An 11,984-nucleotide genomic window follows, 5' to 3' on the forward strand; every position below is an offset into this window, starting at 1 on the left:
AACTGATTTACTTAAAAATTTACATAATATGAATTATAAGAAAGAAGGGACTCGCACTTGGTATATTTTGATAATAGTGCAACTACTGAGCCTCTTAAAGAAGTTTCAGAAATAATGAAGGATGTTTTTTATAATTATTATGGAAATCCGTCATCACTTCACTCTTTAGGTAAAAAGGCAGAGGATAAGTTAATAGAATCAAGAAAAATTTTGGCAGATACGATAGGGGCAGAAGAAAGTGAAATTATATTTACTTCTGGTGGAAGTGAATGCAATAATTTTTTAATAAAAGGTTTTGTAAAACCAGGATTACATATTATAACTTCTAAAATAGAGCACCCTAGTGTTTTAAACACTTTTGCTCAGCTTGAAAGATGGGGAGTAAAGGTTACATATATAGATGTGGATGATAAAGGAAAAATAAAACTTCAAGATCTTGAAAATAGCATAACAAAGGATACTGTTCTTGTAAGCATTATGCATGTTAACAATGAAACGGGTACTATTCAGGATATTAAAGCTATAAGTAAGACTATAAAAGCAAAAAGTTCAAGAGTAAAGTTTCATGTAGATGCAGTACAAAGCTATGGAAAGCTAAAGATAAATCCTAAAAAGATGGGGATAGATTTGCTTTCAACGAGTTCACATAAGATATATGGACCAAGAGGAATAGGTTTTGCCTATGTAAGAAAGGGACTTGTACCAGAGCCTTTAATAGCGGGCGGGGGGCAGGAATTTGGTTTAAGAGCAGGAACAGAGAATCTTCCGGCTATTGCAGCTTTTGCTTATGCAGCAAAAAATATACATCAAAATATGGAAGAAAATTATGTTAAGGTAAAGAAATTAAAAGAATATTTTATAGACAAAATTTTTAAAATTGATGATATTAGAATTAACTGCGGATTGGGTGATGATTTTCTCCCACATGTAGTTAATGTTTCCTTCAATGGAGTAAGAGGAGAAGTACTTGTTCATGCACTTGAAGAAAAAGACATATATGTATCTACTGGCTCAGCATGTTCATCAAAGAAAAAACATATAAGTCATGTTTTAGCGGCAATGGGAATAGAAAACTGCTACATGGATGGTGCTTTAAGATTTAGTTTTTCTCCCAGAAATACAATTGAAGAAATAGATTATGCAGTAGAAAATTTAGAAAAAATACTTAAGTTTTTGAGGAGAATAAAAAAATGAAAAAGCTAATAATGGTTAAATATGCCTCCGAAATTTTTCTAAAAGGTTTAAATAAGGGGAAATTTGAAAAAAAGTTAAGAGACAATATGAAAAGATCATTAAAGGGTTTGGAATATACTTTTGTTCATGATTCCGGAAGATGGTTTTTAGAAGGCAGCAATGTTGATGAAATTATAGAAAGATTAATGAAGGTATTTGGAATCGCTGAAATTTGTGTGGTATCACAGATAGAAACAGATTATGATGCTATAAAAGCACAGGCACTTGAAGAAGTAAAGGAAAGCGGAGCTAAAACTTTCAAAATAGAGACTAACAGAGCAAACAAAACATTCGCATATAATTCAATGGAGATAAATAGAGAGGTTGGAGCTTATGTTCTAGATAACCTTCAGGATATAACTGTAGATATACATAATCCAGAATGTATGGTTCACATAGATGTTAGGGATAATACCTATATTTATTCAAAACCTATAAAAGGTCTTAACGGAATGCCATATGGTACTAATGGGAAAACACTTCTTATGCTTTCCGGTGGAATAGATTCTCCAGTAGCAGGTTATATGATGGCAAGACGTGGAGTAGAGGTTGATTGTGTTTACTTCCATAGTCCTCCATATACAAGTGAAAGAGCTAAAGATAAGGTTAAAAAGTTAGCAGAAATATTAACTGGATATATTGGAAGAACTAATTTATATGTAGTTAATTTTACAGATATTCAGATGCAGATAATAGAAAAGTGCAGAGAAGACGAACTCACTATAATCATGAGAAGATTTATGATGAGTATTGCTTGCAGAATAGCCAAAGACAATGAAATTCATTCTGTAGCTACAGGAGAAAGTATAGGTCAGGTTGCAAGTCAAACAATGCAGGGGCTCGTAGTGAGCAATGATTGTGCTGATAGACCTGTATTTAGACCACTTATAGCACTTGATAAAATAGATATTATGGAGATTTCAAGAAGGATCGGAACTTATGAAACATCTATACTTCCATATGAGGATTGCTGTACTATATTTGTACCAAAGCATCCTAAGACAAAACCAATTTTAGAGCAGATAAAAAAATCTGAAAGTGCTCTTGATAAAGAAAAGTTAATTGAAGAAGCTATTGAAAAAACAGAAATAATTAGGTTGTAAAATTTGAAATATAGTTGTATAATGTTCATAAAGATGAACGTAAGTTTTATTTTTGCATAAAATGTTATTAAAGACGAATCGATGATAGGGAATAGTAAATTAGGTTTATAACATCAGAGATAAATCCACATTGGCTGAAATGGATTTTTGGGAGAATTTAATTGAATGCACCCTTGAGTACCGGGTTGAAGTGTATTTTATACATGGTGAACTACGGCGTGTACGCACGATAAAGCGTTAGGGTATTATGATGTACTCGATTATGAGTGTTGTAAAAGGAAATTTTATTTAATTTCTTTATTTGCAGCAAGTAGAGTGGAACCGCAGATAACTTCTGCCTCTATAATATTTATTATAGAGGTGGGAGTTTTTATTTTGGAATTTATTTATAAGGAGTGTTTAATTATGAATTCAGCAGCTTATTTTAATGGGATTGCAGAAGATTGGAACAAAATAAGGAAAGAATATTTTAAAGATGAACTAAGAAACAAGGTGATTTCTAAAATTAATATAGATGGTAAAGTTTGTGCAGATTTAGGTTGTGGTACTGGTTTTATATCGATTGGTCTTTCAGAAAAAGCAAACATAGTTTTTTCAATGGATAATTCGACAAATATGCTTCATGAATTAAAGAAAACTACTTTCAATAAAGGCATAAAAAATATATATCCAATGAAAGGTGATATGTATGATTTACCACTATATGATGAGAGTGTGGATGCAGTTTTTATTAATATGGCACTTCATCATATAGAAGATATACAAAGAGCAGTTAAAGAAATGCACAGAATATTAAAAAAGAAGGGAACGCTAATAATATCTGACGTAGAACAGCATAATGGCACTTGGGCTAGAGAAGAAATGCATGATGTTTGGCTTGGTTTTTCTCATGAACAAATAAAAAATGTTATGAAAAAAGCAAGTTTAAAAGAAATAAAAGTTGAAAGTAGTGGACTTAAATGTACAGGTTACTCAAGCAAAGGTGAGTTTACCGAAACAGGAATATTTATAGCACAGGGTAAAAAATATTAAATTATAAATAAAAACCTAGTAAAACAATATGAAAAATATAAAATGGAGGAGATATTATGAAATTTGAATCACTAGTAATACATGGAGGAATTGACGGAGATAAGGAGACAGGAGCAGTTAATGTGCCTATATACCAAACATCAACTTATAAGCAGGAAGAAATAGGTGTAAACAAAGGTTATGAATATTCGAGAACTGGAAATCCTACAAGAGCTGCACTTGAAAAACTTATTTCAGATCTTGAGGAGGGAAAGAAAGGCTTTGCATTTGCTTCTGGAATGGCTGCTATCACAGCAGTTATAATGCTCTTTAAAAGTGGAGATAAGATTTTGATATCAAACAATGTTTATGGGGGTACTTTTAGAGTACTAGATAAAATTTTTAATAACTTTAATATAAAATATAAAATGGTAGATATGACTGATATAAAAAATGTTGAAGGAAGCATAGATAAAGAAGTAAAAGCAATTTTTATAGAATCTCCAACCAATCCACTTATGGATATAACAGATATAGAAGCTGTTTCAGATATTGCAAAGAAAAATGGATTGTTAACAGTGGTTGACAACACCTTTATGACTCCATATCTTCAAAAGCCATTAAACCTTGGTGCGGATATTGTTCTTCACAGTGCAACAAAATATTTAGGAGGTCACAGCGATTTAATAGCTGGACTTGTGGTAGTTAACAGTGAAGAACTAGCAGAGAAAATGCATTTTATACAGAATTCAACTGGTGGTATACTTCAACCCTTTGACAGTTTCCTTTTAATTAGAGGAATAAAGACTCTACCTGTTAGAATGGACAGACACATTCAAAATGCAACAGTAGTTGCAGAATTTTTAGAAAACAGAGAAGAGGTAGACAAAGTATATTACCCAGGATTGAAAAGTCACCCTGGATATGAACTTCAAAATAAGCAGGCAAAGGGAGCAGGAGCAGTTTTATCTTTTGTAATAGATAAAAAATATGATTATAAAAAGTTTATGAAGAGTATAGAACTTATAACACTAGGTGAAAGCCTTGGAGGAGTTGAATCCCTAGCATGCCATCCAGCTACAATGACACATGCAGCACTTCCATATGATTTAAGACAGGAGCTTGGAATAGTTGATAATCTTATAAGATTGTCTATAGGAATAGAAAATGTTAATGATTTAATAGACGATTTAAAAAAGGCCTTTGAACTCATTAGATAAACAAGCTTAAAGGATGAAATTGATAATATCAAGTTTATACTGATAAACTGGAAGCTGATTCAGAGCACAGAGTACAAAGTACAGAGTACAGTGAAGGTGGATTTACCTTTCGTTTCTCTCAGGTAAATCTTAGAACTTAATAGTGTCAGCTACGCTGAGCACTATATTTTAAGCGCTTTGCGTGCATTAAGTTTAAGATTTTTTGTAGCGACAGCGGAGAAAAATCATCCTTCACTGTACTCTGTCCTCTGTACTTTGTACTCTGAGTTAAATTCCAGTTTGTCGGGGTAAACTTGGACTTTGCAATTTTTAAATTGTCAGTTATTTATAGATAAGAGTTAGGGGATGTAAAAATGAATTATTTAAATGATGTTAAAGATTCTATTGGAAATACTCCAATTTTAAAAATAAATAATATTCCATTTAAAGAGGGAGTAAATGTATTTGCTAAGCTTGAAAATTTTAATCCAGGTGGAAGCGTCAAGGACAGAATAGGGGTATACATGATTAATAAAGCTGAAGAAAGTGGAAAGTTAAAAAAGGGCGGAACAATAATAGAAGCTACAGCAGGAAATACAGGGATAGGCATTGCACTGGCAGCTTTAAATAAAGGATATAGAGTTATATTTGTAGTACCTTTGAAGTTTTCAATTGAAAAACAAAAAATAATGAAGCTTTATGGAGCAGAAATTATTCATACCTCAAGAGAAAAGGGTATGCTTGGTGCTGTAGCAAAGGCTGAAGAGCTTTTAAAAGAAATACCAAACTCTATAGCACTTAAGCAATTTGAGAATACTGCAAATCCACTTGCACATTATGAAACCACAGGACCGGAAATATATAAAGCATTAGATGGTAAAATAGATTATTTTGTGGCAGGAGCTGGAAGTGGCGGCACTTATACTGGTATAGTTAAATTTCTAAAGGAAAAAAATCCGGAAATAAAGGGTATATTAGTAGATCCTGTCGGTTCAACTATGGGAGGTGGAAAAGAATTATGCTATAATATAGAGGGCATAGGAAATGATTTTATACCTGATACTATGGATATGAAGCTGGTTGATGAAGTTATAAAAGTAAATGATAATGAAGCCTTTGAAATGGTTAAGACTTTAGGAATAAAAGAGGGTCTTGTTGTTGGTTCATCTTCTGGTGCAGCTATGGCCGGAACTTTAAAATTGACTGAGAAAATAGCAGGAGGTAATGTAGTGACGCTATTTCCAGATAGAGGAGACAGGTACTTTAGTAAAGAATTATTTTAGAGAAGCATGATAATTTGAAAGTCCTCCTTCAATTTTAAGGATACATGAAATTTTTAAATTTATGATACGTAATGTTTTACAAATAATTTAGAAAATTAAGAGTACAAAGTATAGATGACAGAGTACAGTGAAGGGTGATTTTTCTCCGCTATGCTATTGAAAATCTCTAAATATATTTTCAATTCAATAATTATAACAGTTTATTTGATTTTTTAGATTTTACGTAATGAAATGGAGTAAAATCATCTATAACTGTACTCTGTACTTTTTAATCTGTACTCTGCATGAAGGGTGGCTATTCAATGAATTATGATTTTGACAAAATAGTAGAAAGAAGAAATACAAGCTGTGTAAAATGGGATGCAGGAGATAAGGATGTACTTCCAATGTGGGTGGCAGATATGGATTTTGAAGTTCTGCCAGAGATTTTAGAAGCAGTAAAAAAGAGGGCTGAACATGGTGTATATGGATATACTTTGTTTAGTGATGAATATTATAATGCGGTGATATCCTGGGTTAAAGAAAAACACAATTGGGATATAAAAAAAGAGTGGATTATATATTCACCAGGCGTTGTTACAGGACTTAATCTTATAGTAAAAGCACTAAATCAAGTTGGGGATAAAGTTGTTATTCAAACGCCTGTTTACTACCCATTTTATAGGGCCATTGAAAATAATGGTTTTAGAGTTCTTAAGAATCCATTAAAATTTGAAGATGGAAAGTACAAAATGGATTTCGAAGATCTTGAGAAAAAGCTTAAAGATAAACGAGTTAAGACATTAATTTTATGCAGTCCGCATAATCCTGTTGGAAGAGTGTGGACTAAGGATGAACTTAAAAGATTAGGTGATTTATGTCTTCAAAATGGGGTTACTATTATTTCTGATGAAATTCATTCAGACATAATTTATAAAGAAAATGAACATACTACTTTTGCAAGCATAAGCAAAGAGTTTGAAAATAACTCTATAGTATGTATGTCTGCAAGCAAAACTTTTAATTTAGCAGGACTTAGAACTTCGAGTCTTATTATTCCAAATGAAGTATTAAGAAGAAAAGTTATAAATGTAATAGATAGTGTTGGAAATGCAGAACCTAATGCTTTTAGTGAATGTGCCACAGTTGCAGCCTATAATTATGGAAAACAGTGGCTAAGTGAAATGATTGATTACTTAAAGGGAAATTTGAATTTTATGAAGGAATATATAAATGAAAACATGCCTTATATAAAAGTCATAGAACCAGAAGGAACTTACCTAGCGTGGCTTGATTTTAGAGCGCTTGAAATGGAACCTAATGAACTTCACGAATTTATTCTCAAAAAAGCAAAGGTTTGGTTTGATGAAGGATACATATTTGGTTATGAAGGAAACGGCTTTGAAAGAATCAATTTAGCATGTCCAAGAATTATTTTAAAAGAAGCACTTGAGAGAATTAATAAAGCGATTAACCAAAGTAGAGAGTAGAGAAGGATGATATTTTGAAATTACCAAAAGAATTTTATGGTAGGGATACTATAGTTGTAGCTAAAGAGCTTTTAGGAAAAACTTTTGTGCACGAGGTAGAAGGTATTAAAACCTCTGGGAAAATTGTGGAGACGGAAGCCTATAGAGGGATAAAGGATAAAGGAGCACATGCCTATGGTGGCAGAAGAACACCAAGAAATGAAGCTTTATACGGACCAGCGGGATATTCTTATGTGTACTTTATATATGGATTATATTACTGCATGAATGTAGTTGCTATGAAGGAAGGAATTCCAGAAGGAGTTCTTATAAGAGCTATAGAGCCAATTTCAGGAATAGAGACTATGAGTGAGAGAAGGTTTAAAAAGCCATATAGTGAACTGTCAAAATATCAGCTTAAAAATTTAACTAATGGACCCTCTAAGCTTTGTTTAGCAATGGACATTACAAAAGCGCAAAATTCTATAGATTTATGCGGAGGGGAGCTTTACTTTGAGGAAACCGAAAATGAGCCTTTTGAAATAGTTGAAGCCAAAAGAGTTGGTATAGATTATGCAAAAGAGGCTAAGGACTATCTTTGGAGGTTTTATATAAAAGGAAATAGGTATGTGTCGGTGAAATAGTTTCTTAAGTTTTTACCAGAAATACTGTTGATGGAATTAAAAATCGAATAAGGTTATTAAATTGTGGAATGAGTCAAATTTTTGACTCATTTTTGCGTTTTATTTGTTATACATTTTACAAAAATATTATTGCATTTATGCAAAAAAATGGGTATCATAAATATATAAATCTTTTGTTGTATATTCACTTAATAGATAATAAATACCAAATGCCAAATCAACTCTAAGTAAATCTCTGTATTCTATTAAAAACTTATAACATAAATAACTTTTCATTAAAGTTGTTCAATTTCCTGTGTTTTTAAAACTATTGTAAATAGGGGGAGTAATACCATATGTATCAATTAATTATCATCTTCTTCATAATAACATGTATAACGGATGGAATTTATTTTTTATGGTTAACATTGTTGTTATTATTTCCGCCAGTATTACACTTAAAAGATAAAGAATATATTGATGATATTGATCTGCATTTTTTTATACTTGTACCCTGTCTTAATGAGGGAAAAGTTATTTATGAAACAGTGAGAAATCTATTATCATTAAATATGCCAAATACTGTTTTTATAGTAATTAACGATGCTTCTAATGATAATACTTCAACAATACTTGAAGGAATTGTCGATACTCGTTTAAGAGTTCTAAATCGTGTTCTTCCAAATGCCCAAAAGGGTAAGGGTGCAACTTTAAATGATGGATATGAATATGTAAAAGGGATTGTAAGTGAAGAGGGACTTCAGCCTTCAAAAGTGGTTCTTGGGGTTATGGATGCAGATACGTTCATTAAGAGAAGCTTACTAGAAAAAATAGCTATTATTATGAACAATGAACCTAAAGTTGGCATGGTTCAAGCTCGTGTTAGAATAGGAACTTCAACTCGTAATTATTTTTTACCTTTAATGCAAGATTTGGAATTTTATACTTTTATAAATCGTATGCAGAATGTACGTGAATACACAGGAACAGTTGCGGCAGCTGGAAATGGTCAATTTAATCGATTATCAGCTATGGAAACACTTGGTGATGAACCTTGGAGCCAATGTTTATTGGAGGATTTTGATTTTAGTTTAAGATTGTTATTAAATGGATGGCGTACACGTTTAGTTCAAGATGAAAATATTTACCAACAGGGTGTAATTAGCTATAAAAAATTTGTTAAACAGCGTTCCAGGTGGGCACAGGGGTGTATCCAATGCATGCCGTATATTAGTAAAATAATAAAAGCTAAATATTTATCTCTTTCTGGAAAAATGGAAGTGGCTTATTTTATGATGTTACCTTGGCTGACTTTACTTTCAACTGCGGCACTGTTCTTTTCGTGGTTTTTAATATTATATACGTATTGGCATCACTCCAGCATTATAAGAAGCAAGCTTAGTTCATATCAAGATAATGAACTGTTAGCGTTGTTAATATTAATTCTTATATTTGTGTTTTTGCCTGGAATTGTATTTTCAATATCTTATTGGCGTGACACAAAAGAAAGTTTCTATAAAACTCTGCTTGCAGGTCTATTTATTCCTATCTATAACATGCTGCAAATACCAGCGGTAGTAGTTGCAACTTTTAGGCAAGCTAGTGGAAGAAACAGTTGGATTAAAACCGAACATTTTGTAGACTCTGATAAGGCAGTCTAAAGCAATAACAGGGAGGTAAAGGTTATGGAAAAATCAAATTTAACAGATGCAAATGCGAACGATACTTTAATGCATGGGCGTACAGCTACTATAGTTATAGCTGGCTCAAACGCTGCAGCAGCGCAGAAATCTTGGGCGGATGGTGTTTGCATAGGTTCAAGTTCTAATTGCATTGATGATGCTCAAATTCAGGCTTTAATTAATGAAGCTGTAGCAAATGAATTTACTTCAATTTATATACAGGCATTTGGTACGTTTTGGATTGGAAAACCAATATGTATTCCCTATGGACTGAATTTTTATGTAAATGGTGAAGGTATACCAAATGTAGATTTTAATATTGCAATTTGTACAACTACACCAACAGCAGGAACTCAATTTAGAAGTTCAGCTGCCTGGAATACTACACCTTGGTATGGAACTTGCAATACAGAAGGAACTAGTGTTACGAAGGTTTCAGGCACTTTACCATTTGATTCTAATTGGGTTGGTCAACCTATTTATATAAATGGTAACTATAATCATGTTGCTTCTGTTAATCCGAGTACCAATACTTTAACTCTTACTGATAGCGTACCAACTCAAACAGGGGTACCTTATTATTATTCGCCATCAATATTTGTCAGAGTTAATCCCCACCCTGAAGCAGGGACTATTAATGCTAAAGGTCAAACAAGATTTGAAAATTGTGCTTTAATGCCTGCTTTTGGCGATGCTGCTTATACAGTACCTATATATGGATTAACTGATGAATACGGTGCTAATTTACGATTAGATAATTTTATGTTTCTTCCTTGGGGATGGTTTGAATTAGGTCAACCTGCAATAGATCAAACTAAAAATGTATGTATGGCATTTAATTGCCAGGGTGGTAACATGGGAGGAGGAACTGATTGTACAATAGGTTCGATTTATATTTTTGCACATGGAGGGGCAGGTCCATGCTGGGAATCAATAATAGGATATGATTGTGTCAGAGTAAGGAAAATAATGATGTATGGATGTTTTAGAGGAATTTCATTTCAAGATGCTTGGCTAAATGAGATAGATGATCTTGTGGTTTATGCCGCGCAAGGTTTAGCTGTGGCATTTAATACTAATGATGGTCATGGAAATATAATTCATAGGTTAAACTATGAGTCTCTTGGTATATGCTGGATGGGAGATAATCCTTTAGTGTACCTTTATGATGATACTTATGTTCAGATTGATTACTTTTTCAATTGGCCATCATCATATAGTAATAATATAATAACTATAACCAATGATGATTCACGTATAGAAAAGACTTGTCTTGCGTTTAATTTAGGTGATAGTGGTATTGTACAAGTAGTTCCTCGCTCAGTTACTATTCCGTATGCCTTTGGTGGTATAATTGCAACTCCATTCTTAGATGGTGGATATCCATCTATTGGCATTGGAAGCGGTAATATGGCCGTACCAACATCAGGAAATACTTATTATGTAAGAGATCCAGTTGACATTACTATTAGCGGAGGAGCCGATGTTTCTATCATTTGTAAAGATGCCCAAGGTAATATAATTGATAATGGGGTTACTTCTTTGAATCACCGTTTTTTACTAGGTGCAATGCGTTATACCGATGATTATCTTGATACGGGGTGCTCAATAGCTATAACATATACTATTGCTCCAACGGTTGTCGTTGTTCAGGCTGAGATAGGTTCAACAGGAACAATTCCTATTCCGATATCTGGTGTTAATTATGTAGCCTCTAAAATTGGCCTTGATATATCATTTTCAGGAGGTACAGGTGTATCTGCCACAACAATGGATGGTTCAAGTAATACAGGAGGAAATGTTTTAGATACAGGTTTAACCTCAATGGTTGGTTATCATTTATCCCCAGGACAAATAATAAATTTTGGGAATTTTACAATAGTTCCTTCTAGTTTAGTTGTAAGACGACATAGCGAACTTTAACTTGCTGCGCTGAATAATCAATTAATATTTAGAGGTGTGTTGAATGGGTGAGGTAATTATTACTATATTGTGGTTAGTGCCAATTATTTCAATGAGTATTTCTATCGGAGCGGGAATAATTTTATATATTTCTTTATATAATTATAGAAAAAACAAAATGTTAAAGCAAAAAAATAAAGGAGGTGCTGCATGAATTTTATTTATGATTTAATGAAGCAGAAATTTGATTTTATTATTCCTTTATTTTTCATAATTATAGGTATTGTTGTAGCCATAATTATTTTTTTATTGCGCTTTTCTATTTATACAAAAAGAAAAAAGTATTATTCTAAAATACAAACATCTAATGCTGATACCAAAAAGGAATAATTGAAATATTGATTAGTAACGCACAAAAGTGTCAGGATGAAATCATAAATAGGAAGAACCATAGAAAATAGTGATATTAAAGTAGGTTCATATATTTTTCACCACATCAA

Annotated in this window: 10 protein-coding genes; all 10 read left to right on the plus strand. The window is 32.5% G+C overall.

Annotated elements, in window-relative coordinates; translation table 11 throughout:
• The first annotated feature begins 57 nt into the window (after window positions 1-57).
• The 10 genes from LQK79_RS15650 to LQK79_RS15695 all read left to right on the plus strand — a co-directional run bounded on the left by LQK79_RS15650 (window position 58) and on the right by LQK79_RS15695 (window position 11,874).
• Complete coding sequence (locus tag LQK79_RS15650; RefSeq protein ID WP_269144180.1) at window positions 58-1,194, plus strand: cysteine desulfurase family protein; 1,137 nt, start codon at window positions 58-60, stop codon at window positions 1,192-1,194.
• Window positions 1,191-2,336 (plus strand): tRNA uracil 4-sulfurtransferase ThiI, encoded by a 1,146-nt coding sequence (gene thiI, locus LQK79_RS15655; protein WP_053242463.1) that lies wholly within the window; start codon window positions 1,191-1,193, stop codon window positions 2,334-2,336. The genes LQK79_RS15650 and thiI overlap by 4 nt, the downstream gene beginning before the upstream one ends.
• Window positions 2,337-2,741: 405 nt before the next feature.
• Window positions 2,742-3,368 (plus strand): class I SAM-dependent methyltransferase, encoded by a 627-nt coding sequence (locus LQK79_RS15660; RefSeq protein ID WP_053242464.1) that lies wholly within the window; start codon window positions 2,742-2,744, stop codon window positions 3,366-3,368.
• A gap of 56 nt (window positions 3,369-3,424) precedes the next feature.
• Window positions 3,425-4,567: a trans-sulfuration enzyme family protein gene (locus tag LQK79_RS15665; protein ID WP_231017146.1), complete on the plus strand. Its 1,143-nt coding sequence runs from the start codon at window positions 3,425-3,427 to the stop codon at window positions 4,565-4,567.
• A gap of 353 nt (window positions 4,568-4,920) precedes the next feature.
• Window positions 4,921-5,829, plus strand: a complete 909-nt coding sequence (locus LQK79_RS15670) for a PLP-dependent cysteine synthase family protein (RefSeq protein ID WP_053241845.1) — start codon at window positions 4,921-4,923, stop codon at window positions 5,827-5,829.
• 302 nt (window positions 5,830-6,131) lie between these two features.
• Entirely contained in the window at window positions 6,132-7,298 is a 1,167-nt protein-coding gene (locus LQK79_RS15675; RefSeq protein WP_053241844.1) for a MalY/PatB family protein, read from the plus strand.
• Window positions 7,299-7,312: 14 nt separating this feature from the next.
• Window positions 7,313-7,921, plus strand: coding sequence for a DNA-3-methyladenine glycosylase (locus LQK79_RS15680; RefSeq protein WP_053241843.1), 609 nt, complete (start codon window positions 7,313-7,315; stop codon window positions 7,919-7,921).
• Between the two features lie 407 nt (window positions 7,922-8,328).
• Entirely contained in the window at window positions 8,329-9,561 is a 1,233-nt protein-coding gene (locus tag LQK79_RS15685; RefSeq protein WP_198149990.1) for a glycosyltransferase family 2 protein, read from the plus strand.
• A gap of 24 nt (window positions 9,562-9,585) precedes the next feature.
• Complete coding sequence (locus LQK79_RS15690) at window positions 9,586-11,505, plus strand: hypothetical protein (protein WP_231017147.1); 1,920 nt, start codon at window positions 9,586-9,588, stop codon at window positions 11,503-11,505.
• 189 nt (window positions 11,506-11,694) lie between these two features.
• Window positions 11,695-11,874: a hypothetical protein gene (locus LQK79_RS15695; RefSeq protein ID WP_231017148.1), complete on the plus strand. Its 180-nt coding sequence runs from the start codon at window positions 11,695-11,697 to the stop codon at window positions 11,872-11,874.
• The last annotated feature ends 110 nt before the right edge of the window (window positions 11,875-11,984 follow it).

The organism is Clostridium guangxiense, from assembly GCF_021043395.1.
GTDB lineage: Bacteria > Bacillota > Clostridia > Clostridiales > Clostridiaceae > Clostridium_S > Clostridium_S guangxiense.